24 protein-coding genes are annotated in these 25,563 nt (G+C 47.9%); 20 read left to right on the plus strand and 4 right to left on the minus strand.

From position 1 onward, the window contains the following. The first annotated feature begins 46 nt into the window (after positions 1-46). The 8 genes from FBF37_RS00960 to hpf all read left to right on the plus strand — a co-directional run bounded on the left by FBF37_RS00960 (position 47) and on the right by hpf (position 6,938). On the plus strand, positions 47-643 hold the full coding sequence (locus tag FBF37_RS00960; protein WP_138078610.1) for a hypothetical protein: 597 nt from the start codon (positions 47-49) through the stop codon (positions 641-643). A gap of 98 nt (positions 644-741) precedes the next feature. After that, a complete protein-coding gene (locus FBF37_RS00965; RefSeq protein ID WP_138078612.1) occupies positions 742-2,031 on the plus strand; it encodes an ABC transporter permease in 1,290 nt (429 codons plus the stop codon). A 10-nt stretch (positions 2,032-2,041) separates the two neighbouring features. Beyond that, entirely contained in the window at positions 2,042-2,740 is a 699-nt protein-coding gene (locus tag FBF37_RS00970; RefSeq protein ID WP_138078614.1) for an ABC transporter ATP-binding protein, read from the plus strand. Further along, positions 2,730-3,077, plus strand: coding sequence for a PadR family transcriptional regulator (locus FBF37_RS00975; protein WP_138078616.1), 348 nt, complete (start codon positions 2,730-2,732; stop codon positions 3,075-3,077). Before FBF37_RS00970 ends, FBF37_RS00975 begins: the two co-directional genes overlap by 11 nt. Then, on the plus strand, positions 3,074-4,387 hold the full coding sequence (locus FBF37_RS00980; protein ID WP_138078618.1) for a PspC domain-containing protein: 1,314 nt from the start codon (positions 3,074-3,076) through the stop codon (positions 4,385-4,387). Before FBF37_RS00975 ends, FBF37_RS00980 begins: the two co-directional genes overlap by 4 nt. 35 nt (positions 4,388-4,422) lie before the next feature. Further along, a complete protein-coding gene (locus FBF37_RS00985; RefSeq protein WP_138079719.1) occupies positions 4,423-5,259 on the plus strand; it encodes an undecaprenyl-diphosphate phosphatase in 837 nt (278 codons plus the stop codon). A 25-nt stretch (positions 5,260-5,284) separates the two neighbouring features. Next, positions 5,285-6,526 carry a serine--tRNA ligase gene (gene serS, locus FBF37_RS00990; RefSeq protein ID WP_138078620.1) on the plus strand — a complete coding sequence of 414 codons (1,242 nt, stop codon included), beginning with the start codon at positions 5,285-5,287 and terminating at the stop codon, positions 6,524-6,526. A 40-nt stretch (positions 6,527-6,566) separates the two neighbouring features. Continuing rightward, entirely contained in the window at positions 6,567-6,938 is a 372-nt protein-coding gene (hpf, locus tag FBF37_RS00995; protein WP_138078622.1) for a ribosome hibernation-promoting factor, HPF/YfiA family, read from the plus strand. A 6-nt stretch (positions 6,939-6,944) separates the two neighbouring features. On the opposite strand, the gene FBF37_RS01000 is transcribed toward hpf, so the two are convergent. Both FBF37_RS01000 and FBF37_RS01005 read right to left on the minus strand, forming a co-directional pair. Further along, positions 6,945-7,895, minus strand: coding sequence for a hypothetical protein (locus tag FBF37_RS01000; RefSeq protein WP_138078624.1), 951 nt, complete (start codon positions 7,893-7,895; stop codon positions 6,945-6,947). Between the two features lie 14 nt (positions 7,896-7,909). Then, entirely contained in the window at positions 7,910-9,841 is a 1,932-nt protein-coding gene (locus FBF37_RS01005) for a vWA domain-containing protein (protein WP_174843571.1), read from the minus strand. 67 nt (positions 9,842-9,908) lie between these two features. On the opposite strand from FBF37_RS01005, the gene FBF37_RS01010 reads away from it, so the two are divergent. The 12 genes from FBF37_RS01010 (at position 9,909) to FBF37_RS01065 (ending at position 23,940) form a co-directional block, all read left to right on the plus strand. Further along, the gene (locus FBF37_RS01010; protein WP_138078628.1) at positions 9,909-11,765 is read left to right on the plus strand and encodes an AAA family ATPase; all 1,857 of its coding nucleotides are present in this window, start codon (positions 9,909-9,911) and stop codon (positions 11,763-11,765) included. Positions 11,766-11,773: 8 nt separating this feature from the next. After that, complete coding sequence (locus FBF37_RS01015; RefSeq protein ID WP_138078630.1) at positions 11,774-12,685, plus strand: hypothetical protein; 912 nt, start codon at positions 11,774-11,776, stop codon at positions 12,683-12,685. 141 nt (positions 12,686-12,826) lie between these two features. Continuing rightward, complete coding sequence (secA, locus tag FBF37_RS01020; RefSeq protein WP_236861255.1) at positions 12,827-15,457, plus strand: preprotein translocase subunit SecA; 2,631 nt, start codon at positions 12,827-12,829, stop codon at positions 15,455-15,457. Between the two features lie 3 nt (positions 15,458-15,460). Further along, complete coding sequence (locus tag FBF37_RS01025) at positions 15,461-16,738, plus strand: M16 family metallopeptidase (RefSeq protein WP_138078634.1); 1,278 nt, start codon at positions 15,461-15,463, stop codon at positions 16,736-16,738. 1 nt (position 16,739) lies between these two features. Then, positions 16,740-17,999, plus strand: a complete 1,260-nt coding sequence (gene murD / locus FBF37_RS01030; RefSeq protein ID WP_138078636.1) for a UDP-N-acetylmuramoyl-L-alanine--D-glutamate ligase — start codon at positions 16,740-16,742, stop codon at positions 17,997-17,999. A 30-nt stretch (positions 18,000-18,029) separates the two neighbouring features. Continuing rightward, positions 18,030-19,118, plus strand: coding sequence for a peptide chain release factor 2 (prfB, locus tag FBF37_RS01035; protein WP_138078638.1), 1,089 nt, complete (start codon positions 18,030-18,032; stop codon positions 19,116-19,118). A 55-nt stretch (positions 19,119-19,173) separates the two neighbouring features. Beyond that, a complete protein-coding gene (locus FBF37_RS01040; protein ID WP_138078640.1) occupies positions 19,174-19,389 on the plus strand; it encodes a hypothetical protein in 216 nt (71 codons plus the stop codon). Positions 19,390-19,447: 58 nt separating this feature from the next. Next, positions 19,448-20,131, plus strand: coding sequence for a cell division ATP-binding protein FtsE (gene ftsE / locus FBF37_RS01045; RefSeq protein ID WP_138078642.1), 684 nt, complete (start codon positions 19,448-19,450; stop codon positions 20,129-20,131). Continuing rightward, positions 20,131-21,114, plus strand: coding sequence for a cell division protein FtsX (locus FBF37_RS01050; RefSeq protein WP_138078644.1), 984 nt, complete (start codon positions 20,131-20,133; stop codon positions 21,112-21,114). Before ftsE ends, FBF37_RS01050 begins: the two co-directional genes overlap by 1 nt. Before the next feature lie 55 nt (positions 21,115-21,169). Next, the gene (locus tag FBF37_RS01055) at positions 21,170-22,303 is read left to right on the plus strand and encodes a CHAP domain-containing protein (protein ID WP_138078646.1); all 1,134 of its coding nucleotides are present in this window, start codon (positions 21,170-21,172) and stop codon (positions 22,301-22,303) included. A 32-nt stretch (positions 22,304-22,335) separates the two neighbouring features. Then, complete coding sequence (locus FBF37_RS01060; RefSeq protein ID WP_138078648.1) at positions 22,336-23,514, plus strand: S41 family peptidase; 1,179 nt, start codon at positions 22,336-22,338, stop codon at positions 23,512-23,514. A gap of 42 nt (positions 23,515-23,556) precedes the next feature. Then, positions 23,557-23,940, plus strand: coding sequence for a response regulator (locus tag FBF37_RS01065; protein WP_138078650.1), 384 nt, complete (start codon positions 23,557-23,559; stop codon positions 23,938-23,940). A gap of 83 nt (positions 23,941-24,023) precedes the next feature. On the opposite strand, the gene FBF37_RS01070 is transcribed toward FBF37_RS01065, so the two are convergent. After that, the gene (locus tag FBF37_RS01070) at positions 24,024-24,296 is read right to left on the minus strand and encodes a 50S ribosomal protein L27 (RefSeq protein ID WP_138078652.1); all 273 of its coding nucleotides are present in this window, start codon (positions 24,294-24,296) and stop codon (positions 24,024-24,026) included. A gap of 72 nt (positions 24,297-24,368) precedes the next feature. After that, on the minus strand, positions 24,369-25,535 hold the full coding sequence (locus tag FBF37_RS01075; RefSeq protein ID WP_138078654.1) for a TRM11 family SAM-dependent methyltransferase: 1,167 nt from the start codon (positions 25,533-25,535) through the stop codon (positions 24,369-24,371). Positions 25,536-25,563: the final 28 nt, after the last annotated feature.

A 25,563-nucleotide genomic window follows, 5' to 3' on the forward strand; every position in this document is an offset into this window, starting at 1 on the left:
CTGAAAAGTAGATTTTGATAATGCAGCGGTGGGCAGGGAGAATGATATGCCTAATAAAAAGCATGAGACTGGTGGCGTTCCTGAGCGCTTGCGGCAAATAACGGTTGAGACATTGCCAGTTGAGGTGCCGTATATTCCTGACGTTGATCCATACACAGAATTGCCGGAAGTGATATATATTGATAAAACACAGGCAGACGGTATGGGCAGACTGGCCGTGGATGGTCGACAGCCAGTGAAGCTGCTGGATATGGATAAACTGCCGGCCAAGGGCACTGTTATATTGATGAATGTGTGGGTGCAGGCTGATGAAGGAGGCTTACGCCAAGGTATCGTGGCGGACTGTCGACGATATGACGGGACGTTTGATGTTGTAGATGGGTTGAAAGAGATTGATTTTACAGATCAAGAGGAAGCGTGGGATACACTTGAAATGCAGCAGCATCAGGTAGTTATTTCTGCGGTGGTTGACAATGATAGTAAAGGGGAGACAAGGGTATGGGGTGATCCGGCGTTCTATGATGCGGCACTGCACATGGCGAAATTGGTGAACAAGGAATCTAAAAAACATGCTACTGCTGAGGCTGACACTAAAAAGCAAAATAAAAAATCACATAAAAAATCGAAAAAATCTAAGGGGTAGACAGCTATTTAGGTAGAGAATTAGTCAAAACTACTTGACTTTTTATAGTACCTTGTATAACATAGTACTATATATAACAAAACTATAAGGAGTATAGTATGAGAAGAATCGATATCATCAATCGGGCGAGGCGAAACCTTCGCCAGTCAAAGGGTCGGACGATTTTGACGGCATTGGCGATTTCCGTCGGGGCGTTCACGATTGGTTTGGCCTTGATGGCTGGTGAGGGTGGTCGGCTGTATACTAACAGTATCGTTGATGCGGCTGGTGATAAAAGAGTAATTATGGTCGGTAAAAAGGTGGAGTCGGAAAAGAAAGAGGAATTACCAGAATATGGTAGTTCAGCAGAAGAAACTGACAAGAATAAAGCATTGGCAGCACGCAGCAAATATTCGCTCAACGATAAGGACCTGGAGAAGATCCGACAAACACCGCACGTAAAAACGGTAACGCCAGCATATTCAACTGATGGCGTGGCCTATGCTAAAAGCTCAGCTAATGATAAAAAATTTGCATTGACAGTGGCTGTCAAAATGGACAGGACTCGGGCAGAATTGGCGGCGGGAACTTTGGAAGATTTTATGCCAAAGCCAGGTGAGATTATCATCCCGAATGATTATGTGAAGCAGTTGGGTTTCAAAGATGCGCAGTCGGCGATTGGCCAAACAATAACCTTGGGTGTGCGTAGTGCAGTGCAGGGTGGTAATGTCGCCAAAGAAGTGTCGTTCAAGATTGCGGCAGTCGACAAAAAATCAGACACCATTTTGTTTTATGAGCCAATGCTGAGAATCTCGACGGCTGATGCTAAGGCTATCTATGAATTCAGTCACGACAAGAGCCAGCCAAACCAGTATTCAACGGCGATTGCTTTGGTGGATGACGAGAAGAACGTTGATGCTGCTAAAGACGTGATCGGTAAAGATTATAGTGCATACTCAATTCAGGATATTAGAAAAGCACTACTGACAATGGTTAATGTAGCTCAAGCGGCACTGGCGGCATTTGGTGGATTGGCACTGCTGGCAAGCGTGTTTGGGATTATTAACACTATGTATATTTCGGTGTTGGAGCGTACCAGCCAAATCGGTTTGATGAAAGCATTGGGAATGCGTGGTCGAGATATTGGTAAATTATTCCGTTATGAAGCGGCGTGGGTTGGACTGCTGGGAGGTTTGATTGGCGTCGGGCTGGCGAGTTTGGTGACGCTGTTGAACCCGGTGATTACTAATGCTTTGGGCCTGAGCGCAGGGACGAATCTACTGGTTATCAATCCGCTGCAGATTGGGCTACTGGTATTTGGACTAGTGGTGATGGCGGTAATCTCTGGCTGGTTACCAAGTCGTAAGGCGACAAAATTAGACCCAATTGAGGCATTGAGGACGGAGTAGGAGAGAAATTATGATTGAACTAAAGAATGTGACGAAAATTTACGGCAAAAAGAAAAACCAATTTACGGCGCTAAAGAATGTCAGCTTGACCATTCCGACAGGGGCTAGTGTGGCAATCCTCGGTAAATCTGGCTCAGGAAAATCGACGCTGATGCATGCCATCTCAGGCTTGGACAAGCCGCAAAAAGGTCAAGTTATCATTGACGGACAAGATATCTTGCAACTAAAGTCAAAGCGTGTTGATGAATTTCGCGCCAAGAAAATCGGCTTTATCTTCCAGAGTTTCTTTGTCCAGGGCAATGAGAGCGTGGTTGATAATGTCAGTTTGCCGCTGGAAATTGCGCGGGTACCACGGAAAAAGCGAGCGCATAAAATCAACGCGGCGCTTAAGGCAGTAGACCTGTACGATAAGCGCAAAAACCGCGCCAAAGACTTGTCAGGCGGGCAAAAGCAGCGCTTGGCCATCGCTCGGGCGATTGTCGGTGATCCACAAATCATTTTTGCTGACGAACCGACTGGTAACTTGGACAGTGAAACAGGCGCGAAAGTGGAAGAATTGTTGTTTGATTACAACAAACAAAAGGGTGTGACGTTAATCGTGGTGACACATGACGCTGATTTGGCGAAAAAATGTGATCATCAAATTATCATCAAAGACGGTCGTGTCGAGAAATCAACCGTACCAGGAGGAATAAAACATGGACGCTAGTGCTTACGCTGAGAGTTTGGCGATTCAACTCCGTAAAGGATTCCTGGTATACTGTGTGTTGTTGGTATGTGCTAAGCAGCCGCAATATGCTGGCGACATCGTCAAGCAAATGAGCGAATCAGATTTGATGGTGGTAGAAGGCACGATTTATCCGCTACTCAGCCGCTTGCAGAGATATGGCTACCTCAAGCACGAATGGCAAGAGAGCGAGCAGGGGCCGCCGCGCAAATATTATTCACTTACTGACACTGGCGCGCAGCTAGTGGATGAATTGAAAGATCGTATAAAAATGTTGAACACTTCGCTAAAAAATCTTGAGAAAGGAGCAAAGCGATGAAAGAAATAACCAGAATCCATTTGGCAAAAACGCCGTTTAGTGTAGAGGTTGATGCCAAAAAATCATTGGAGCAATACCTTGATTCAATTCAGAAAAATATGCACGCAGAGCCAGAGGCTATGCGCGAAATTGAGGCGCGAATGGTGGAGCTTTTGGCGGAACGCGGCGTGTCGAAGGACGGTGTCATTAGCCACGATGATGTTTTGGCGGTGCAAAAACAGATGGGTGAGCCGCAGGATTTTGCCGATGGCGAAGTGCCAGAGATGAGTGACGACGCAGCTGAGGCCGGTGCAAGTAAGCCAACTAAGCGACTGATGCGCGACCCGGATAACGCAATTTTGGGTGGCGTGTGTGCTGGAATTGCTGCCTACTGGGGGATTAATCCTTTGTGGGTACGATTGTTATTCATTTTTTCACCGTTTATTACCCTCGGTGCCTCACTACTGATTTATATCGTACTGTGGATCAGTATGCCAGAAGCGCAGACGGCGGCTGAAAAGTTACAGATGCGGGGAGAAGAGGTGACGCTGGATAGTCTGAAAAATTTTTCTTTCACCGATAATAAAAAGACCCAGGTGAAAAACACGTTCATCAAAGTCTCGCAGGTATTTGTTTCACTTATGTTAATCATGATCACCTTTGGATTATTAGTCGCTGTACCAGTGGGGTTATTTGCTGGTGTAAGTGTCATTAGCTGGATGGATGGTTTTGCGGCACAGCCGTGGGCTTTAGGCTTGCTGATTTCTGCACTTGTTGGCGGTGCTGCTGCGGTGACGCTGTTTGGCGTGTTGACGGCTAGCGCAATCAAGTGGAAATTTACGCGAACAGCACTGATTGCGGTGGTGATTAGCACTGTTATTGGGGCATTTTGTATCTCAAGCTCGGCGATCTTTGGCACGCAAACCTTGCGAGAGCTGGCGCGGGATGAAGAGCGTTTGACAAAAACAATGACCGTGGAGCTACCAAAGAATCTTGAAGGCGTTAAATATGCTGATGTAACCAGTAATGGTCTAGTTGATAGGCAAGTCATATCATCTCAAGAAACCAAAGTTGAAGTAAAATATTTCTCACGTAAAGATGGTAAGGCGCCAAAAGTACAAGCTGTTGTAGAAGGTGACACGCTTAAAATCAATATTGAACATGATTCGCAGTTATCTTGTTTGAATGAATCATTCTTCTGGGGTGTCCACTGTGGTGGTATCACAAGGGTTACTGTATACGGATCGTTGCAATTGAAGCCGGGAGACCAAGGCTCTGGTGACAGTGTTCCGTACCCAGGTTCATCACGAACCAATGGCGCATTTTTGTAGAGAATCAACGGTTTGATATAATAAACTCTATGAATATGAGTTGGTGGCAGGCAATTGTGCTAGGAATTATCGAGGGGATTACCGAATTCCTGCCTATTTCTAGCACAGGTCACTTGACCATTGCTGAGAAATTGATGGGTATGCCCCTGGACGATGAGGGTCTGATTGCTTTTACGGCGATTATTCAGATTGGGGCTATAGCGGCGGCGATTATTTATTTTTGGCAGGATATTCAGCGAGTGTTGATCGCGTGGTGGCGTGGTTTGTGGTGGAAACGGGCACGACGGAAATTTGACTACAAATACGGTTGGGCGATCATCATCGGTTCAGTGCCAATCGCGGTAGTGGGGCTGGTGTTCAAAGATGAAATTGAGACGGTACTGCGTAGTTTGTGGTTCGTGGCTGGTGCGTTGATCGTCTGGAGCGGCGTGATGTGGCTGGCTGATAACTATGCCACTGCCAAACGCGTTGAAAAGGATACGACATGGAAAGACACACTCGTCATTGGTTTAGGTCAATGTCTGTCGTTAGTCCCTGGCGTGAGTCGATCTGGCGCCACGATATCAGTGGGGTTGTTGCGCGGGTTTGACCGAGTGACGGTGACAAAATTGAGCTTTTTCTTGGGCATTCCGGCTTTGGTGGCAGCGGGACTGCTGGAGGTTATCACTAAATATAAGCATATTTCTGGCGGCGTTGGCTGGATGTCAACCATCATTGCGACGGTGGTTTCGTTTGGCGTGGGATACGTGGCAGTCGCATGGCTACTTAAATTCGTCCAAAACAATAATTTTCGCTCATTCATCGTCTACCGATTTGTGTTAGGATTGCTGTTGATGGTGTTACTGGGCGCGGGCATAATCTCTCACGTTTAAGCCAAAATTGGTATATAATGAGGGCATGCTAGATATCAAATTTATTCGAGAACATGCTGATTTGGTGCAAAAATCGGCAAATGATAAGGGATATACCGTTGATATTGCGACATTGTTGCAATTGGATGACGAGCGTCGCGACCTACAAAAGCAAGTTGAAGCACTGCGTGAACAGCGAAATGCAATTTCAGCCAAAATGAAAGGTGGTCGCCCAGATCAGGAGCTGATTGACCAGGGAAAACAGCTAAAAATTGAGTTGGCAGAACGTGAAAACTACTTAAAATCAACCGAGGAAAAAGTAGACGCGATTCTGAAAAATGTGCCGAACATTACCTTTGATGATGTGCCGCTTGGCGGTGAGGAAGACTCGGTTGAGATAAAGGCGTACGGTGAGCATAAAACGGGCGCCAAGGATCATTTGGACTATGCTGTCAGTCGCGGTTGGGTTGATTTTGAGCGTGGTGCAAAAGTAGCTGGCGCAAAGTTTTATTACCTCAAAGGTGACTTGGCGCTGCTGGAAAACGCCGTGACGCAGTTTGCGCTGAATTATGTGACGAAGCAGGGCTTTACGTTCATGACCGTGCCGCATATGGTGAATATGCGCACAGCGGAAGGCGCCGGCTTTGCGCCAAAAGGTGAAGGTAGTAATGAGTATGTGGTCGAGGGAGAGGATTTGACGCTGATTGGGACGGCGGAAATGCCGCTGACTGGCTACCATGCTGATGAAATTTTGGACGAGAAAGATTTGCCGCTGCTGTATACGGGATATAGCCCGTGCTACCGTAAAGAGGCGGGTGCATATGGCAAGCACACACGCGGTTTGTTCCGAGTGCACCAATTTAACAAATTGGAAATGTACGCGTTCTGTCTGCCGGAACAGTCTAAGGAGATTCATGAAAAAATCCTCAGCATCGAGGAAGCACTGTGGCAGCAAATTGGTATTTCGTACCACGTGGTGAATATCGCGGCAGGTGACTTGGGCGCGCCGGCTGCCAAAAAATACGACATCGAGTACTGGTCGCCAGTTGATGAGACGTACCGCGAGTTGACTAGCTGTTCGAACTGTACGGATTATCAAGCGCGCGGCTTGAACATTCGCGTGCGGCGCGCGGACGGCAGCATCGAGTCGGTTCACACTTTGAACGGTACGGCAGTCTCATTGGCGCGGTCATTGGTGGTGATTTTGGAAAACTTCCAGAACGAGGACGGCAGTTTGACAGTGCCAGAAGTATTGCGACCATATATGGGCGGACGTGAGCGAATTTAGCAACATACATGGTATAATGTAGGTATAACGAAGGAGGGATATGATTACCAATCTGACAATCACTGGTGTAAAGTACGAACTGAATGACACGACCAAACGGTATATTGAGAAAAAAATTGGTCCATTGGATCGGTTTTTGCCACGTCACGCTCGTAAAAGCGTTACGGCAGATGTGAAGATTAAGCAAATTGATAACCCTGGCGGCAACAAATATGAGGTTGAAGTTATCATCAATGTCCCAGACAAGGTCATCACTGCAAAAGACTCAACAATGAACGTGTTGGCGGCTGTGGACATCGTCGAGACCAAATTGAACGGTCAGTTGCGTCGCTACAAGGACGATACTCTGGCGCACGTTGGCCGTAGTCGTGGTGTGTTGGCACGGTTTAAGCGCAGTTTCCGTCGCGGTTAGGATAAGCTACCCGACGGGTGAGCGGGTACCGGTGTCATTACCTGAATAGCCGGCTGGTAGTACATAAAGGGCCAACACGTGCCCTCTTGTAAAGGCAGGTGTATCCCAAGTGATTATTGGCGTCGAGTTACTAATAACATTTGCTGGTCGCCAACACCATGAATCATGATGCCTATCGATCAGCGGCGTATTGTTTCGTAGTGCAGCTAGGAGATTGTCAGTTAAGGCTTCGGCTACAGTTTGGTGCTCAAGAGGCGGGCTTTGTTGTTGGCTCTGTTCATATGACATACCCAGGTGTGCTGGTTCCTCTGTACCAGAAAGCAGACGAAGTGTCCAGGTAATAGTTTTGTCGCCATCCTTGATTTGATGAGTTGGTAGAGTCGATAATCCCGGAGTGGTTGTTGAAGTTGGCGCCTGGTTAAGGTATCTCCAAGTATTATTATCAATTATGTTATCAATGTGCAACCCATAGTCTTTGTGGTCAATCCCCAGGGGATTGTCTTGTATCGTCTTGTCCAAGGTCATTGCTTTGGCGATGGTGAGCCAATTTTCTTTACCAAGGCCGTGAGGGGCCAGGACGATGTGCGGAGTGATACCATCTTCTTGCTCCATTCGCTCAAATTGCTCAGCCAAATAGTGAAAATTGACGCCAGCTGATAGCATTTGTTCTGGTGTTGGTGCTGAGAAGCCAGCATACCCAACCAAACGTTCGGAAAATAGAAAAGCTTGTTCAAACGAGTATTGAATCTCAAGATTGTCTATTTGCTCTAAGCCACCGAAGCCAGCTGTGCCTTGTTTCTGAGCTTCATTAACAGCAGTGTCAAGCGCTCCAAAGAGGGCGGTGGCGTCGAAATCCTGACTAATGTCAGAGGATGCTTTCTGTTTTGATTGAGCCCTTTCCCACGCGTCCTGAGCAGCAGCGTGGATTTGTGACGGGAGAATATTAGGATTAGGCATAGGGTTGTGCTCTTTTATGTTTGGATGGTTGTTTCTATAAATGATTGTAGCACGTTTGGTAAATCTTTGGGGTCATTGATAAGTTTAGCGTTCGGAGCGTACAGTTGTTCGGCGGCATCTGAGCCAATTGATACGCCGTATACTACAGTGTTCTGGTCACGGCGAAGCTGGCTGACGGCTGCGCGCGCGGTGCCGGGGTCATTACTTATACCATCGGTTACGACAACGATGATTCGCTGGCGATCTTGGTCGTGGGGTAGGGTAGCAATTTCCTGGAGGGCTAAATAATCTGCTGTGTTACCCATGTCGGCTGCGGTAATGGCTGTGTATGTATCAAGTCGTTGTTTGTCATGTAGGCTGCTGCTGAGCGGTTTATGGCAGACTGCAGCATCGCCAAATGTGTATAGTGAGGTGCGTACCGACAGGTCGGACAAATCAATATTTTGCTGTTCTTCCAGCTGTCGAATGTCACGCTCCATGCCAGCGAGGCCTTCCAGTATGATGACCGCACAACTGGCGGCGGCTTGTGCTGGCTCGCCCCCCATGGAACCAGAGCAATCAAACACAAAGAAATAGTCAGTCTTACAATTCAATTCGGTTCGTCCGCGGATGGTTTCATAGCGCTGAAATGCCTCTGGTGTGGTGCCGCTTTTGATGTCGACCACGGTTTGCGCCAGACGGTTGGGGTCGAGGATGTCGCCGTCCTGACGGGAGTGACGGCTAAGGCTACGGCGAGAGGCGACGACTTCGTTCAGAACTGATTGGAAGACTGTACGCATTTGGGCAATTTGTTTGTGAAAGCGCTGAATCTCATCGTCGTATCGTTGCTTTTCGACCAGCGAGTGGCCAGTTTGTTCACGGTAGCGATGATTGGCTGCTGCCCGACGGGCGCGCTCCTGCTGTTCAGGCGTTACTTTTGTGCGACGGTCCTCTTGAACGGCTTTGTGAGTAGCGTCGTGGATTTTTTGGTGTTCTTCGGGACTGAATGGTTCAGGATGTTTGTTGTCAAAATAATCAGCATAGGCATCAGAAAAGGAATCGGTATCCTTCTGGCTGTCACCGTCTTGTGGCGGATTTGAGGGCTGCTGTTCATCAGCATCGCCATCAGTCTGTTGACCGCTGTTTTGTTGTTGGGCATCTTTTGCTTCTTGTTTGTCCAGCCGTATGAGCGTTTCATATTGTGGCCAAATTTGCGTGAGCCAGTAGTCAAAGCGGTCACTGCCAGACAGCTTTTTGCCATTAGAGCCTCTTGCGCCAGGATCGGTCAAAAATGATATGAGATCAACCTGACCATTCTGAAAGTTGCGCAGTTGGTTTATGGCTTCATTAACTTCTTGGCGAACGGGCGTTTTGCTGTCTGGTATCATCTCCTGACGGATGATCTTGTAGAGAAATTGTAGGTGCATCGGTATATTGGTGTAGTCAACCAGTTCGTCGTCACGCTTCGTTGGGAACAGGCGACTGTCGTAAATGTCAGCACCAACTTCCTGCATGACAGGCAGCATGTTCATAATTTGTTTGTTGCCGTGAATATCAGTCAGGGTATTGTTGAAAATATGGCGTGCTTGCTGCTCTTGAGGATCTTTGCTACTAGCAACAAAAGCATCTTGTCGCGCTGAAAATACAGGATCTCGTTTGATGTCACGCACATGGGCCATTAGCTCATGCAGAGTAGCGAACACACAGTGGTCAGCTGAATAGCCTTTCTCGATGAAGAATGATGGATCAATGGTGAACGAACCAGTTTCTGGGTTGGTAGCCCAGCCATCACCAATCGCTACTCGTACGTCCATGCCGGTTAGTCGACAAAGCGCTGGTATTTGGTCGTCCAAAAACGCTGCTGCTTTGTCAAGCGAGGCCTGATACTCCCTTGCTAAAGCCTCTTGTTCAGGCGTTACTGCTCGTGATTCTGTACCGGTTGCTGGCGTGTGTAATACTTCGGTCATTTTCTTTACAAACCTTATGCTTATAGTATATAATACGAGCCAGATATTATAAAATACCAACATACTCATGCATACAGCTGAAACGAAATCTACCCCCACTGAACTGTATTTTGAACCTTCTGTTTTAGAGACGTATTATGCTCCAGACGCGGCTGATCGAACAGTGGAGGGTGTTGTGGAGTTAATGACTGGTCTGCGGGAAAGTATGCAGGCAGTCAGATCTGACTGGCGGACAGTGGTCACAGGAGACCGACAACTCTTGGAGCAACTGGCGGCGCCGCACGTTGAACGCATCAATGTGTCGAGGCGCAAAGACCATCCAGAAGAGCCGGATATAGCAGTGAGCGAGATTAGTGAGAACTTTTTACTGGGCTTGGCTGAACCTGATTGGGAGGGGCAGATGCCGCGTGACACAAGCGAAGAGGAGCTGCAGCGCTGGGAAGGCTTTAAGGATGAACACCCTGATGTAGCTGACAATTTGGAAGATTGGTATATGTATCACGCCAAATTGCATGAGCTACGCAAAGACGCTGTGCTCATGAAGGAATTTGACGAGGAGTACCGCGGCGAACAGATGGCGGCAACTCGGGCGGCGGCTGAGTTCTTGCGTGCTCAGGACAGAAAAGATGAAATCAGTAGGCGGATGGCAAGTTTGCGTGCTAAGGCAGTAAGAATGGAGCGTCCTTTGACGGCAGGCGAAAGGCGGAAAATAACCGCATGGCAAAAGCAGTTGTCTGAGGTTGATGATAATATTGACATCCCAGCTAACAGTAGTAAAGAAAAATTTTTAGAAGAAATAACTCGTTTGCAAGTTCGCGAATGGAAGCGACAACTAGACGGTGGCCTGTTGATGACTGAACAGATGCAAACGATCATTGATGAGACGTTACCAGCCATAACGCGGGGTGAGCCGACGTTGTTCGTCGGTGAGACGGGCGGTGCCAAAACTGCCATGGCGGAGTACATGGTGCAAACGTATTTTGGCGTTAATCCTGAGTTTGTCAGTGCCTATGGCGATGTTAATAGCTACCAGTTGATGGGTAAGCAAGAGCTAAAGGCTGAGGGTGGAAAAATGGAATGGGATCAGATATTCCAGGAGTTCAAAGATCGTGGTATTGACTGGGATAAGCTGAGTGACGAAACGAGAGCGCAGTTAGTTGTACAAGGTATGCAGATGATCAATCTACCGGGCTCAACTGAATCCGTTTGGGTTCCAGGTCCAGTCGTGCGGGCTATGGAAGGTGGTAGGCCACTCATCCTTGACGAAATTAACGCCATGCCGCCAGAGCTGTTGAAACGCTTGAACAAAATTATGCAGTTGCGTCCAGGCGATAGATTTACCGTTCAGGAGGATTCTGGAAAGATTGTCGAGGTTCAGCCGGGCTTTTGTATCATCGCCACGGCAAATGAAAAGTCAAAACGCTACAAGGGCGTGGATGATTTGAGCGTTGAGTTCCAAAACCGTTTTGGCGCAAATATCAATCGCGTGCGTTACCCTGACTACGACAAGGGCTATGACGAATATCCGCGTGAGAATGCTCAGCTGGCCATGGCGACTGTGGCGACGAAACGAGGCGAGTTGCCACCAGATATTGATGAAGGGGACTTTGAGAATTTTGTGCGAGCAGCTCGGTTGAGTCAGCAGATATTTAGTGGCACCAACGGTGAAGGGTACAACCAGTTCATTGATACGGAAAAAATGGTGGATGATCGTCCTGGTCTGGAGGAAACAGTACTAGCGCCGCGCACCATGGTGGATATACTACATAAGGTTGCTGGTAGCTACGGAACGGTATCGCTGAAGCGAGCTTGTCAAACATTTTTGGATGGCATCAAAAACCCAAATGACCGCCAGGTGATGCATCATATCCTTGAGTATCATGATTTGCTGCCGGAGGAAATGCTCGGCGATGAAAGGATATAGGATATTTCATGGCTAACCCCAATCTTCTGTCGCCAAATAGTCGCACTGCTGCTGAGGCTGCGTGGGAACGTGCTCAGGCAAAGCGTGAAGCTTGGCCTTTTGGGAGCAGTGTGACCTATCAATCACTCGGGGCCGCTTCGCTCCATACATTAGACGCTGCTGTTGTTAGAGCCAGGGAGCGGGGAGCGGCGGGATTTGATGGACTGAATGGAATTACCAACTCGGAGACCAGAGAGTTGTTTAAGCGAGACCTCGAAGATTATAAAACGATTTTTGCCGGAGCGGGTATCGATATGCCGACGCCAGCTGAGTTGGCACAGGGCGGTATTGATTTTAGGCATCTGGCGGAGTTGAAAGAAACATTGCCAGAGTATGACTTGGTTGTGGCGCCACTGACATTGCCGTTGGATTCAGTGCGTCAGCTCATATCTGCGGTTGCGCGAGACGAGACCGTGCCGAATAACCCCCTTCGTTTGGCAGAGAAAAGCAATAGTGCTAGAAGTGACGGATTACTCCTACGGATATTTGCAGTTGATTGGGATCAAGCCATGGCAAGTACTGCGCAAAACTGGCGGCTAGCAACTATGGATGATGAGTACAGGTGGACGGCTTTTTTGCTGCCGAACAATGATGCTACATGGCGTGACAACCCTCGGTGTACTCGGTCGGCACTAGAGGAAAAAATGACAGTTCCAGTTGTAAGTTATGTCACTTATCAAATGCATCGCATTCGCCAGGGGATACCCCCACTAGATCGTAAGAGTAGTAACATACGGTCGGCAGTATCTAGTAGATATAATGAGGCAGATGTGTTGACCGCTTTTTGGGATGATTCTATAAGCAGTATAGGTATCAATTATTGTTGCGTCTACGCGGATAGTAGTCCAAATAATGTGAGGCTGTGTCCTCCTATTGGATAAAGCTATATATTATTATATGTAATTTATCACAATCAATGAGTGATGGGCTTTGTATCTTAAAACACTCTTTAATTTTGAGCTAAAAAGGGGTACAATAGAAAGAGTTTTGAAAATGTCCGAAAGCGAGGGAGTTTTAAGGTTATGGCAATGACACAACAAAAAGCGCTGAGTAAAGTTTTTGGTGATCCGCAGAAGAAGATTTTGAAGCGGCTGGAAAAGCGTGTTGCAGTAATTAACGGTTTGTCTGAAAAGTATGAAAAACTGTCAGATGAGGAATTGCAGGCGCAGACAGAAGCGCTGAAAAAACGGCTGACGAAAAAGAATGTAACGCTGGATACGATTTTGCCAGATGCCTTTGCAGTGGTGCGCGAGGCAGCCAAACGCGTCATCGGTGAGCGTCCGTATGATGTTCAGCTGATCGGTGGTATGGCGCTCCACGAAGGCAATGTGGCTGAGATGAAGACTGGTGAAGGTAAGACCTTGGTGGCGACGCTGCCGACGTACCTCAATGCGCTAGAAGGCAAAGGGGTTCACGTGGTGACTGTCAACGACTATCTGGCGCAGCGTGACGCCGGCTGGATGGGCCAGGTGTATGACTTTTTGGGTCTGACGACTGGTGTGATCATTAACGAAGCATCATTTGTGTACGACAAGGATTATGATAATGAACACCACGACGATCCGCGCATGCGTAAGCTCCGCCCAGTCACTCGTAAGGAAGCCTACGCGGCAGATATTACTTATGGCACTAATAACGAGTTTGGTTTTGACTATTTGCGCGATAACATGGTGAACGACGTCGCTTTGCTCAGGCAGCGCGAACTGAACTTTGCCATCGTTGACGAGGTGGACTCCATTCTGATCGATGAGGCGCGTACGCCGCTGATCATCTCGGCGCCAGCAGCGGAAAACCCAGACAACTACTATACCTTCGCTAAAGTTGCCAGTAAATTAGTGCCAGATGACTATGTTTTGGATGAAAAGCGCCGTAGCGTGGCCTTGACCGACGAGGGCGTGGAAAAAGTTCAAAAACTGCTGGGAATAAAAAATTTGTACACACCAGACCACGTGCGCAGTGTTTACCACATGGACCAGGCGCTGCGAGCACAAACATTGTTCAAGCGTGACAAAGATTACGTGGTGACCAATGACGGCGAGGTGATCATCGTCGATGAACACACCGGTCGTTTGATGCAAGGACGCCGCTACAACGAAGGCTTACACCAGGCAATTGAAGCCAAAGAAGGCGTGCCAGTACTGGAAGAAAGCATGACGTTGGCGACCATTTCATTCCAGAACTATTTCCGTTTGTACAATAAACTTTCCGGTATGACTGGTACGGCGTTCACTGAAGCCGAGGAGTTCCAACAAATTTATTCACTGGACGTCATCCAGATTCCACCGAACAAGCCAGTGATTCGCGACGACAAAGAAGACCTGATCTTCAAGACCGAAAAGGGCAAGCTGAAGGCAGTCGCTGAAGCCATCAAGGACTATCACAAGCAAGGCCGGCCGGTGCTGGTTGGTTCTGGCTCAATTGCCAAGAATGAGCAGATTGCCAAATATCTGGAAAAAGAGGGTATCAAGTTTGAGATTTTGAACGCTAAGAATAATGAACGCGAGGCAGCCATCATTGAGAAGGCCGGTGAAAAGGGTGCGATTACCCTAGCGACAAACATCGCTGGACGTGGTACCGACATTAAGCTTGGCAAGGGCGTCAAGGAACTGGGCGGCCTGGTGGTGATCGGTTCGGAGCGGCATGAGTCACGCCGCATTGACAATCAGTTGCGCGGTCGTGGCGGTCGTCAGGGCGACCCGGGTGAGACGCAGTTCTATGTGTCGACCGAGGATGATTTGATGCGAATTTTCCAGGGCGAGCGCATTGCGGCGTTGATGGACCGGCTGGGTGTGGATGAAGATACGCCGATTCAAAACCGCGCCGTGTCAAAGACCTTGGAGGCAGCCCAGAAGCGCGTTGAGGGCTATAATTTTGATACGCGCAAAAATGTTGTTCAGTACGACAACGTGATCAATCGTCACCGCCGCGTGGTGTATGTCATGCGCCGCAAGATTTTGGAAGGCGACAACATTAAGCCAGAAATTGAACGCTTGCTCAAAGAAAAAGTGAACGATTCAACACAGCTGCCGCTCAAGAATAATCCTAATTTTGTGAAAGAATTTGCTGCAGTTATCCCAGTTGATGAGGATGCACTTACAAAGGCTGGTTCAGAGAAGAAAGACAAATCTCGCGTTCAAAAGGTGATGAAACTGGCGCGTGAAGCATACGCAGAAAAAGAGGAAGAAATTGGTGACGAAAACTTGCGTGGTGTCGAGCGGGAAGTCTACATGGCAGTGCTCGATACCTTGTGGATGCAACACTTGGAAAACATGCAACACCTGCGTGAAGGAATCCACTGGCGCAGTGTTGGTCAGCGTGATCCATTGGTTGAGTATCGGTCTGAGTCACAGAAATTGTTCACGAGTTTGCAGAACAATTTGCGCGACGAAGTCTTGAGTACCATCTTCCGCGTGCGTAGGGCCGATGCAACAGTGCAACAATCACAGGATGATGAGTATGACACTGAGCTGACTCGACTCGCTGAAACTGCTGTCGAGAAGGGCGTTAACGAGATAACATCTGGCGAAAAGAATCGTGACGATGATTTCTCAGTCAAAAAGGCCAAAACTGCTTCTGAATCAAATCGCGCCAAAAACGCAGCGCGCAAGAAGAAAAAGGCCCAGCGCCAAAACCGCAAAAAGAATCGGAAATAATTCATGAAGCACACAGTTGAAGAAGTACGATTAAAGAACGGTGCTCGGGGGTTGTTGATAGATGTGCCAGATGCTACAGTAATGAGCTTTCAGTTCCATTTTCGGGCGGGCAGTCGCTATGTACGCGATAAAGACATCTACGAAACAGCGCACATCATGGAGCATATGTCATTTGGTGCCAATGAAAAATTCCGTTCACAGGCACTGTATGATCAAGAATTCGTCAAAAACGGCGCGTATTATAACGCCTATACAACAGAATATTCCATGGGCTATGAAGCATTTTGTGCTGATTTTGAATGGGACAGGGTGTTGGAACTGCAGAGGTTGGCGATCACGGTACCGCGTTTTAATGCCGAAGAATTGGAGGCTGAGAAGGGCAATGTGCGCTCTGAGCTGACAGGCTATCTGAACAATCACAACCGAGTGATGTGGCCACGAGTGCAGCAAGCGTTGGGCGAAGATATTTTGACGTACAATCAGCGCCTGAAGACGATTGCCAACGTAACGTTGAAAGATATCAAAGAGCACCACCGTCGCACACACACCTTGAAGAATATGCGCTTTGTGATCGCTGGTAAAATGACGGGACGCAAGTCACGCATCAAGGAAGCGCTGGAAGCCTGGCAATTGGAAGAAGGTGAACGCTTTGAGATCCCTAAGGACAATCTACACAGCGCTGGACCTCTGTTGATCAGGCGTAAAGAAGCTTCCAATCTGACATTTGGTTGGTCGATGATCGTGCCACGTGAGATTAGTAATTCTGAAGCTGACGCTATGGGCTGTTTGAACCACATTTTGACTGGGACGTTTAATTCTCGCATTTTCGGGGCGGCCCGCAAGCGAGGACTGGCGTATAGTATTTTTAGCGATACTTCGGTTGGATTTTATGACTCGGCATGGGATTTTACCGGCCAGGTCAACTTGGAGACGGCCGAAGAGCTGTTTGATATCATCGTTAGTGAATTAAAGCGTGTGCTAAACGGTAAAATTTCCGCTGAAGATATCGAAAGCGCTAAGTCCTACTCTCTGGGGCGTTACCAAATGGGCGCACAAACCGTTTCTCAGATCAGTAATTTTTACACTGGTCGCTATTTCTCAGATGATTTTGTAAAGGATTATACTGGGGTGCCGGCAGCGATTTTGGCGGTGACTGATGAAAAAATTGTTCAAGTGGCACGTGAGTTCTTCCAGACTAATACCTGGGTGTTGGCTGGAGTGAGCTGCGGTGAAAAAGAGCTACTGGAACGTATCCAAGAAAAGCTGGGAGCATTGTTCTAAGATGAACATTGTCATTGCAGGATATGATGTAGAGGGTAAGTCGAGCTACGCGTATTTTCAGCGCAAATTTCCAGACGCACAATTGACGATAGTGGATGAACGAGAGCTGTCTGACGTACCAGCGGGTGCGGAGGTTTGCACTGGTGCAGGGGTATTTTCTGATCAGTTTTATGACGTTGATATGGTAGTCAGAACGGCTGGACTACCGCCAAGCCGCATCAAGACCAGTGGCACTATATGGTCGGCGACCAATGAGTTTTTCGCACAGTGTCCAGCGCCTATCATCGGAGTGACGGGGACAAAAGGTAAAGGGACGACTTGTAGTTTGATCACTAGTATGCTGCGTGCTGCTGGCAAAACAGTCCATCTTGTCGGGAATATTGGTGTGCCGTCGTTGGACGTGCTGCCACAGATTCAGCCAGATGATATCGTGGTGTATGAGTTGAGCAGTTTTCAGCTGTGGGATTTGGAAAAATCTCCGCATGTTGCAGTCGTCTTGATGATTGAGCCAGACCACCTGGATAGGCATGACGGTTTTGCTGATTATCTTGATGCAAAATCGCATATTGCCAAATTTCAAACGGCTCAAGATATTATCATTTACAACAGGAACAATCAGTTCAGCCAGCAGATCGCTGCCAAGTCGCCAGCGCGCCAGTTGTCGTATCCAATTGATCTGTCGGCGGAAATGCAACAGGCACTCAAGTTGCCGGGCGCACACAACCAAGAGAATGCCAGTGCGGCAGTGTTGGTGGCTAAGACGGTAGTGCCGGAGCTGTCAGATGAAATAATTTGTCAGGGGCTTGCTGGTTTTACGGGCTTGCCGCATCGGCTCAAATTTGTGGCAGAAAAACGAGGAGTGAAGTTTTATGATGATAGCATCTCGACAACGCCAGGCAGTGCAGTAGCTGCGCTGCGGTCATTTCAGCAGCCAAAAGTGATGCTCCTTGGTGGGGCGGACAAAGGTGGTGACTATACAGAACTAGCCGAAGAACTAGTGCACTCGTCGTCACTAAGAGGAGTGATTGTCAGTGGTGGTAATGCTGATGATATTGCAAAAGTGTTGCAAAAGGCTGGACTACCAGATGCGACAATAGTGCAGAAGGGCGTGATACCGATGACCGAAGTGGTGCAGTGTGCCTTGGATATCGCTCAACCGGGAGATGTTGTAATTTTGAGTCCAGCTGCCGCCAGCTTTGACCAATACGCAAACTATACAGCCCGTGGTGAAGCCTTTGTTGAGGCGGTGGCGGGCATATAACACAATGAATCTGATGGTATAATGGGTTCTATGCAGCCATTGAAAAAACGTGTCCAATCCCTCCGCAGCGACGTCATGCAGGCTAAACAAGCATTGCAGTTTGATGCGCTTGCTGAAGAATTGGCGGTGTTGGAAGAGCAATTAAATCAGCCTGAAATTTGGAATAATCCTGATCATGCTCAGTCGGTTGCCAAAAAGGCAGCTGCGTTACGTCAAACGGTGCAACCGTGGCAAGTGTTGGGTGTTCAGTTGGATGATTTGCTGGAGCTGATGGAATTGGGGGACGATGACTTATTGGACGAGTTTACCAAGCAAATAGATGCTCTGGAGACGGAATTCTCGGCCCGCAAGACAGATCTATTATTTAGCGGTAAATATGACGGTCGTGAGGCGGTGGTTCGTATTTCGGCGGGTGTTGGTGGCTTGGATGCCCAAGATTTTGTGCAGATGCTGGAGCGTATGTATTTGCGGTGGGCGGAACGATCTGGCATGAAAACTGACGTTTTGGAGCGGTCTGCGAATGATGATGGTGGTTTGAAAACCGTTGTGTTGGAAATATCAGGACCGTTTGCGTATGGTAAATTGCGCTCAGAAAATGGTGTGCACCGGCTGGTGCGGCTGAGTCCGTTTAATGCCGATAATTTGCGCCAGACTAGCTTTGCACTGGTTGAGGTGCTGCCAAAAATTGATACGCCAGACGAAGTGGATATTGATCCGAGTGATCTGAAGATAGACGTCTACCGCAGTGGTGGCAAGGGCGGACAGGGGGTGAATACGACTGACTCAGCAGTTCGTGTCACGCACGTACCGACGGGAATAGTGGTGGCGATTCAGAATGAGCGTTCGCAGATTCAAAACAAAGAAACAGCGCTGAAAATTTTGCGCTCGAAATTACTGGCAATGCAACTGGAGCAGCACGCCGACAGCTTGTCAGATCTCAGGGCTGGTGAATCAGCCAACTGGGGTAGTCAAATACGAAATTATGTGCTGCATCCGTACACTCTGGTTAAAGATACTCGGACTAAGCATGAAGACCGGGACACGCAGGGCGTGCTGGACGGTAGGATTGATGATTTTATGACGGCGTTTCTTAGCCAAAATGCGTCGAAAGACGAGTAATATTTAGCTACCAAATATCCTTGACTTTTTAGCAATCAAGTGCTATCATTTGAATATGAAGGTGTTGGATTTTCAAAAGGTTCAGGAGATTGATTCTCATATTCAAGATTTATTAAGTGAGTTGAGCACGCTCTACCGCGAGCGTAATGAGATTTTTTCCGGTGCAGATAAGGAAACCAAAGCAAACAAAAATCGTCGTATTGCAAAGCAGCCAACGACCACTTTGGAAAACCTGGATTTTTCAACATTCGACTTAAGCCTCAAAGATTAGGCCAGAGCAGAAGCGCTATACTCGCGCTTTTTGACAAAAAGTGTTACACTAGTACTGTATGATTCTGTTGGATAGGGTTACAAAGAGTTACACCAAGACAGGCAAGCCTGCTATTAACCGCGTTAGTGTGCATGTGAAGGCAGGGGAGTTTGTCATTTTGGTTGGTACAAGTGGTGCTGGCAAATCAACATTATTGAAATTATTAACGCGTGAAGAAAAGCCTTCAAGTGGCAAAATTGTTGTTGGCGGCATTGATTATGACACGCTCAAAGACAAGCACATTCCGCTGCTGCGCCGAAAAATTGGCGTCGTCTTTCAGGACTTTAAGCTTTTGCCAAATAGAACGGTGTTTGAAAATGTGGCTTTTGCGCTCGAAATTGCTGGGATGACCAACCGTGAGATTAAGTCAACGGTGCCAAAAGTCATTGAATTAGTCGGACTTAAAGGCAAGGAAAAGAACTTTCCGCATCAGCTATCCGGTGGTGAGCGTCAGCGAGTGGCGATTGCCAGGGCAGTGGTTCGGCAGCCGAAGATTTTGATCGCTGACGAGCCGACCGGTAACCTGGACCCCAAGCACAGCTGGGATATTGTGCGGCTGCTGGAGAAGATTAATAAATATGGCACCACAGTGTTACTAACGACGCATAATGTCGATATTGTGAATAAGTTGAAACGACGGGTGATTACCATTGATCACGGTAAAATTACGTCTGACCAGGCGAGAGGAACATATAAGCAATAATGGCCAGGAAAAAGACAAACGCAAACGCAAAAGCAATGCAGCGCAACAAAATGAAGCAGCGGCGAACTTTAGCTTTTGTTCGCATGTTGCGCTATGGTGTTAATAACTTTAGTCGTAATGCTTGGCTAACAGTTGCAGCGACGGCAGTCATGAGCGTGACTTTGCTGATTATCTTTGTGACCGTGGCGGCACAGCGCATTTTAGTGAATACGACCGAAACCATCACTCAAAAGGCGAATATCTCAATTTACCTTAAAGGATCTGTGCCTGAAAAAACCGTTAACGAATTGACAGATAAGATTAAAAAATTGGACAACGTAACAGGGGTGACATACATTTCTGCGGAGCAAGCGCGCCATGAGCAAGCCCAGCGCTACAAAGACAACGTCGAAGCACTGGAAGCGATTCGTGAAGCAAGTAATGAGCTACCAGCAACACTGCAGGTTTCGGTGAAAGATCTGAACAATTATTCTTCATTGAAGCATTTCGTTGGTTCTGATGAGACCTATCTTGCCAACAAAGACCAGCGCCGACAACCGTCATTCACTGGTGATCGCCGCCAGGCCATTGAAACAATTGGTGGCTGGGTGCGTGTGGCAAGCATTGGCGGGTCAATTGCAACGGTTGTGTTTGTGCTAATCTCCTCATTGGTGGTGTTTAACACCATTCGTATGGCTATTTTCAACCGTAAGAGCGAGATCCAGATGATGAAGCTCATCGGTGCTGAGCGTAGTTTCATTCGCGGACCGTTTGTGGTCGAGGCGATTATGTACGGATTTATCGCTGCGGTGATTGCTACGGCGGGTGGCTATGGACTGTTAGCATTTGCCAAGGAGCCGATGCGTAAATGGTTGCCAATTGATACGCTGCTTCAGGATTTAACACCATATGTCGGGTTAGTCCTGCTGGCTATGATCATCATTGGTGGGTTGATTGGTACGGTTTCATCGTGGATTGCGACTCATAAATACCTCAAAATTTAAGGGATATAAAACTTGGTTGACACGTGGATAGTGCTTATGCTATTATGGTTATAGTATGAAGCAACGGTCCACCACACCAGTTTCGCACAAACAAGCCACCAAAGTAGCCTTGGTGGTGATGGCTGCCGTCGTTGCCGGAGCAGGGATTTTTCAGACCGCTGGCACGGTTTTTGCGCGAGATTATGAGGCAGAAATTAAGGCTAAACAACAAGAAGCCAATAACTACAATTCACAGGCAGCTCGCCTAGGCGAGATGGCGGCAACTCTGGAAGAGGAGTTGAACCGTTTGACTGCGCAGGTGAACGCGTTACAATCTCAAATTATCGAAAGTCAAAATAAGATCGATTCCTTGAAGGAAGAGATCAAGAATAACGAAGCGGCGATCAACAGAAACCGTAAGACGATGGGTCAGATTTTGTCTGATATGTATGTTGATGATCAGATTTCTCCGCTGGAAATGCTGGCTAGTTCAGAAAACATCGGTGACTTTATCGACAAGCAGGAGCAGCGCAGTAGTTTGCAGGGCTCGCTGAATGACAAAATCAAGGAAATTAAGCGTCTGCAAAAGAAATTGCAGGACAATAAGGCTGCAGTTGAGCGTACGCTGAAGGATCAAGAAACTCAGAAAGCCCAAATGGCCGCCAAGCAAGCTGAACAGGCGAAATTGGTGAATGATACAAAGAATGACCAAGCGGCATATTCATCTTTGGCGTCACAACGTAATGGTGAAATTGCGAAACTGCGTGAGCAACAGGCTGCAGAAAACTTGCGTAGTTTGCCACGAGGTAGTGTGCCATCTGGTACTCCTGGTGGTGGTGGCTACCCAGGTGTTTGGGCAAATGCGCCACTGGATGCTTATGTCGATCCATGGGGACTATACACTCGTCAGTGTGTGAGTTATGTCGCCTGGAAGGTTCACAGTACTGGTCGCTACGTACCGCATTTTGGCGGGGCTGGTAACGCCAACCAATGGCCATCAACAACATCTCGCCATGGCATTCCAAACGGTAGTACTCCACGAGCAGGGGCGGCAGCGGTGATGATGGGTGGTTCATATGGTCACGTGATGTATGTTGAGTCGGTAAACGGTGACGGCACTATTACGGTTAGTGACTACAACTTGGGCTGGGACGGTCTGTACCGCAATTATAAGCGTTCATCGTCTGGACTTGTTTACATCTACTTTTAAGGATTTGATACCGCTCATGCTATAATGGTCTTATGAGCAAGGAGAAGGCACGAAAAGCTCAGCTGTTTGCGTGGGCGGTAGTTATAGCGGTGGTTAGTTTTATTGCGGGTGCGCGGTCGGATCAGATATTTGCGGCGATTGCACCAAAGCTTGGCATGCGATATAGCGCTGAGCGGCTTGACACAGAGCGTATTCAAGAGACGTATCGACAATTGAAAGCGCAGTATGATGGAAATCTGGACACTGATAAATTGATCAATGGTGCGAGCCGTGGTTTAGTGGCGGCTACTGGTGATCCGTACACGACGTTCATGGACGCTGAGGAAGCCAAAGAATTTGAGAAGAGCCTGAATGGTAATATTGGCGGTGGCATTGGCGCGGAGATTGGTTTGAGGAATAATCGGCCAACAGTTGTCAGAGTGTTGCGAAATAGCCCAGCAGAGGAAGCTCAAGTGAAAGCTGGTGATATCATCATTGCTGTAAACGGCAACTCGGTGGCAGATGCTACAACTGAGCAGGTAGTGGAAAAGATACGCGGGGAAATAAACACTACGGTGAAACTGCAAGTACTTCGTAATTATCAGCGGCTGGAAATGTCGATGACTCGTAAGCAAATCACTGCGCCAGCCGTGGAGCATGAGATTGTTGATGGCGTTGGTATCTTGAAAGTGTACCGATTTGGTGAAGAAACTGGTACGTTGGCGCGTGCAGCGGCCGAAGCTTTCAAGCAAAACAATGTCCAGAAGGTTATTTTGGATCTTCGCAGCAACCCTGGTGGAACGGTAACGGCGGCTCAGGCGCTGGCTGGACTGTGGCTGGATCAGCAAGATGTCATGACAGAACGGCGCGGAGACAAAGTCGTTAAAACGGTCAAATCGACAGGTAAACCACTGTTGCAGGACATGAAAACAGTCGTGCTAATTGATGGATCAAGTGCTAGCGCTAGTGAAATAGTAGCGGGTGCATTGCAAGAATATGGCAAGGCAAAATTAGTGGGAGAAAAGAGTTACGGCAAGGGTAGTGTGCAGCAGCTCATAAAATTGCGCGATGGTGCGCAGCTCAAAGTTACCGAAGCGCGCTGGTATACACCGAAGGGTCGTACCATTGATAAGACAGGTATTGAGCCGGACGAGAAGGTGGGATTGACCGCTAATGACATGAATTTTGGCAAAGATCCACAGATGGATGCTGCCAAGAAGCTGTCATGGTAAACGCTTGTGTTTTTCTGATGTGGGCGTTAGAATAAAGATAGTATGAACGCAAAGAGGAAAATATTACTAGTAGAGGACGACATGGCACTGGCTGCTGTGTATCGCGCCAGGTTGGAGCTAGAAGGCTTTGATATTAGAGAAGTGCACAATGGCGAAGATGCACTGTCCGCAACAGTTGAATATAAACCAGATTTGATTTTGCTGGACGCAATGATGCCAAAGATTAGCGGTTTTGACGTGTTGGATATTCTGCGCAATACGCCAGAAACTGCCAATGTACGCATCATTATGTTGACAGCACTGAGCCAGCCAAAGGACAAAGAACGAGCTGAAGGCTTGGGAGTCGATGAATATTTGGTGAAGTCGCAAGTTGTTATTGGTGATGTGGTTGCGCGGGTGAAGCACCACTTGGGGATGACAGAATAACTCTAGTTAGCATATAAAAATAGTCGCCATGGAAGCGACTATTTTTATATGCTAGCCTTGTAGTAGGCTGAGGTTTTTTAGGCTTAGCCTACGCAAACTTGTGTGCGGCGTTCGGTTTTACCAGTAAATTTCTGCTTTTTGACTTTCTTAAAGCTAACCACGCCGTCTTTAGCTGCGTGAATAGTGTAGTTACGGCTCATGTATGTACCGTCACCAGCAATCTTGGTGGCACCAGTCTGACGTACCAGCACTTCACCAGCGTTGACTTTTTGGCCGCCAAAGCGTTTCACACCCAAACGCTGACCAGCATTGTTGTGGATGTTCTTGCTTGAGCCACCAGCTTTAACCTTTGACATTTGCTAAACTCCTTATAGTTTCTATAAACAATCCTTACTAGTATAGACCACTACTAGTGTAATGTCAAGAAGTTAGGCGGTTTTTAATAGTAATATTTCACGCACTACGACTTGGTCGGATCGGGAGTAGATGAGAGGCGGTTGCTGTAAGATATAGCCTAGCTTTTCTAGGTCTTTGATGAGTGGTAGATGAGTCAGGTTGCGGCTGGTGTCACGCCAAGCGGGCACGGCGATACACAGTGTGGTGTTGGGGGCAAGTTGGTCGTGAATATTGCGTAAAAAGTTGGCGATGATGTGATTGCAATTACCAGTGACCTCATGGAGCTTTTTGGAACTTGGTGGCGCAGAGAAGGGCTGTCCAAGGTAGGTTTCGCAGACCACGGCATCAAGCTGTTGACCCTCTGTCCACTGATGAGTCATGGCGTCAGCTTGGGTGAGACTGTGTACTGTGCCAGTGATGCGGTATTTGTTCTGTAGCCAGGCTATATTTTCTGTCGTATAATCAATCATTTTTTGACTGAGGTCGCTACCGCAGACGTCATACCCTTTGAGTAGGGCTTCCTGGAGAACGGTGCCCGTACCGCAAAAAGGGTCAAGGATGGTTGTTTTTGCGGTGTTGCCGACGGCTAGATTTACCATGATTTGTGCTAATTTTGGCGGCAACATGCCGACGAACGCGTCACGGCGTGGCCGGTTGCGGTCACGGCGGGTATAAGCGGTGATGTTTTGCGCGCCATTACTTTCAGCGATGAGGATGGCGCCGTCATCGGTCTTGATGATGAATAATTCGCGTTTTTTAGGGCTGAGCCCAAGCTTATTGTTATGTGAGGTGGCGGTCGATAGTTCCGTGGTGGTGTTTGGGATGAGCCGCAGACTGACATTGTGCTTTTTCATGGAAGTTTTGAGCAACAGGCCAATTTTCTGCAGCTGGCGAGGCGAGGTTGATAGTCCATAGGCACTGATGCCGAGGGTGATTTTTCCGCCGACTGCCAGCAGTTGATTGACATAAGTATGCGTAATCCAATGAGAAGCTTGCTCCAGGGTAGGGCGGTTGTCGGCTGGGAGAGTGTGGATGACTTTGCCACATTTGAGTGATCCGCCAAGGGAATCGATTGACAGTTCATCAGTGTCAACAATAGCGGCGCCGTAGCTGACAGCACGAACATGTGATTTTCCAAAAATAGCTTCTAATTCTGCGATTGATAACTTCGGCAAGCGCCCTAATATTGCTACGAACATATCTATAGTATATCAGGCTCATGATATA

Source organism: Candidatus Nanosynbacter featherlites (genome assembly GCF_005697565.1).
In the GTDB taxonomy this organism is placed as follows: Bacteria; Patescibacteriota; Saccharimonadia; order Saccharimonadales; family Saccharimonadaceae; genus Nanosynbacter; species Nanosynbacter featherlites.

Bases quoted from the DNA above. Each gene is read 5' to 3' on its own strand.
- FBF37_RS00960 (WP_138078610.1), top strand. From the start codon at position 47: ATGCCTAATAAAAAGCATGAGACTGGTGGCGTTCCTGAGCGCTTGCGG.
- FBF37_RS00965 (WP_138078612.1), top strand. From the start codon at position 742: ATGAGAAGAATCGATATCATCAATCGGGCGAGGCGAAACCTTCGCCAG.
- FBF37_RS00970 (WP_138078614.1), top strand. From the start codon at position 2,042: ATGATTGAACTAAAGAATGTGACGAAAATTTACGGCAAAAAGAAAAAC.
- FBF37_RS00975 (WP_138078616.1), top strand. From the start codon at position 2,730: ATGGACGCTAGTGCTTACGCTGAGAGTTTGGCGATTCAACTCCGTAAA.
- FBF37_RS00980 (WP_138078618.1), top strand. From the start codon at position 3,074: ATGAAAGAAATAACCAGAATCCATTTGGCAAAAACGCCGTTTAGTGTA.
- FBF37_RS00985 (WP_138079719.1), top strand. From the start codon at position 4,423: ATGAGTTGGTGGCAGGCAATTGTGCTAGGAATTATCGAGGGGATTACC.
- serS (WP_138078620.1), top strand. From the start codon at position 5,285: ATGCTAGATATCAAATTTATTCGAGAACATGCTGATTTGGTGCAAAAA.
- hpf (WP_138078622.1), top strand. From the start codon at position 6,567: ATGATTACCAATCTGACAATCACTGGTGTAAAGTACGAACTGAATGAC.
- FBF37_RS01000 (WP_138078624.1), bottom strand. From the start codon at position 7,895: ATGCCTAATCCTAATATTCTCCCGTCACAAATCCACGCTGCTGCTCAG.
- FBF37_RS01005 (WP_174843571.1), bottom strand. From the start codon at position 9,841: ATGACCGAAGTATTACACACGCCAGCAACCGGTACAGAATCACGAGCA.
- FBF37_RS01010 (WP_138078628.1), top strand. From the start codon at position 9,909: ATGCATACAGCTGAAACGAAATCTACCCCCACTGAACTGTATTTTGAA.
- FBF37_RS01015 (WP_138078630.1), top strand. From the start codon at position 11,774: ATGGCTAACCCCAATCTTCTGTCGCCAAATAGTCGCACTGCTGCTGAG.
- secA (WP_236861255.1), top strand. From the start codon at position 12,827: ATGGCAATGACACAACAAAAAGCGCTGAGTAAAGTTTTTGGTGATCCG.
- FBF37_RS01025 (WP_138078634.1), top strand. From the start codon at position 15,461: ATGAAGCACACAGTTGAAGAAGTACGATTAAAGAACGGTGCTCGGGGG.
- murD (WP_138078636.1), top strand. From the start codon at position 16,740: ATGAACATTGTCATTGCAGGATATGATGTAGAGGGTAAGTCGAGCTAC.
- prfB (WP_138078638.1), top strand. From the start codon at position 18,030: ATGCAGCCATTGAAAAAACGTGTCCAATCCCTCCGCAGCGACGTCATG.
- FBF37_RS01040 (WP_138078640.1), top strand. From the start codon at position 19,174: ATGAAGGTGTTGGATTTTCAAAAGGTTCAGGAGATTGATTCTCATATT.
- ftsE (WP_138078642.1), top strand. From the start codon at position 19,448: ATGATTCTGTTGGATAGGGTTACAAAGAGTTACACCAAGACAGGCAAG.
- FBF37_RS01050 (WP_138078644.1), top strand. From the start codon at position 20,131: ATGGCCAGGAAAAAGACAAACGCAAACGCAAAAGCAATGCAGCGCAAC.
- FBF37_RS01055 (WP_138078646.1), top strand. From the start codon at position 21,170: ATGAAGCAACGGTCCACCACACCAGTTTCGCACAAACAAGCCACCAAA.
- FBF37_RS01060 (WP_138078648.1), top strand. From the start codon at position 22,336: ATGAGCAAGGAGAAGGCACGAAAAGCTCAGCTGTTTGCGTGGGCGGTA.
- FBF37_RS01065 (WP_138078650.1), top strand. From the start codon at position 23,557: ATGAACGCAAAGAGGAAAATATTACTAGTAGAGGACGACATGGCACTG.
- FBF37_RS01070 (WP_138078652.1), bottom strand. From the start codon at position 24,296: ATGTCAAAGGTTAAAGCTGGTGGCTCAAGCAAGAACATCCACAACAAT.
- FBF37_RS01075 (WP_138078654.1), bottom strand. From the start codon at position 25,535: ATGTTCGTAGCAATATTAGGGCGCTTGCCGAAGTTATCAATCGCAGAA.